General features: G+C 77.4%; 1 pseudogene. It reads left to right on the plus strand.

The window, feature by feature from the left end:
- A pseudogene (locus MHW47_RS35590) lies at positions 1 to 1,121 on the plus strand (helix-turn-helix transcriptional regulator); the annotation flags it as partial.

Here is a 1,121-nt window from a genome sequence, read left to right on the forward strand (position 1 = left end):
CACGGCGGCCCGGCTGGGGCGGCTCGCGGCCCGCTACACCCCGGCGGACGGCGGGCACACCGGGACCGCCCGCCGGCTGGACGCCGCCGAGGACGGGCTGGACGCGGGCGACCTGGACTTCGCGCGGGAGCTGGCGTACGAGGTGCTGGGCGAGGCGGACCGGCCGGCCGACCGGGTGCGGGCCTGGACGGTGGTCGTGGACGCGTCGGGCCAGGCGATGTCGGAGATCGCGGACGTGTTCCCGGAGGCGGTGCGGGACGCGGGCGACGACCCCGGGCTGCTGGCGCCGCTGCACTACCGGATGAGCTGGCACGCCTGGATGGTGGGCGGCTCGGCGGCCCGGGCCCGCGAGCACGCCGAACGGGCCGCCGGACTGGCCGCGCGGGCGGGCGACCGGCGCACCGAGGTGCTGGCGCTGACCCAGCAGGCGTCCCTGGAGCTGTTCCTCGGGCGGCCGGAGGCGGAGTCCACGCTCACCACCGCGCTGGCCGCCCCGCACGACGCGTACGCGATGAGCCACCACAACGGGCCGATCTACCTCAAGCACCGGTTCCATCTGGTGAACGACCAGCTGGACGAGGCCAGGGCGGAGCTGCGGACCCTCGTGTACACACTGCGCCGGCGGGGTTCGGCGGACTGCCTGAGCCAGTGCCTGGTCGGGCTCGCGCAGCTGGAGATCCAGCGGGGCCGCTGCCGCCAGGCCCTGTCGACGGCCCGGCAGAGTCTGCGGATCGCCGAGCGGGCGGGGTTGAGCCAGGGGCCCGCGTGGTACGCCGTCGCGCTGGCCGAGACCGCGGGCGGCAGCATGAGCCAGGCCCTGGCGGCGGCGGAGGCGGCCCGGCGGCACAGCGAGGACGACGACGACCGGCTGTTCCTGCCGAGGGCGTTGCACGCGGAGGGCCGGATCAGGCTGTTCGGCGGGCAGTACGCGAGTGCGGCGCGGCTGCTGCGCCGGACGGCCGAGATGGAGACCGCGCAGGGCCAGGGCGATCCGGCGACCCGCCGCTGGCACGCCGACCTCGCGGAGGCGCTGGCCCGCAGCGGTGCGCCGGACGAGGCGGAGTCGGTGGTGGAGCGGGCGCGCGGGCAGGAGGTCCGGCTGGGGCGCGCCGGTGTCCTGG

It is taken from the genome of Streptomyces sp. OfavH-34-F (assembly GCF_022347745.1).
In the GTDB taxonomy this organism is placed as follows: Bacteria; Actinomycetota; Actinomycetes; order Streptomycetales; family Streptomycetaceae; genus Streptomyces.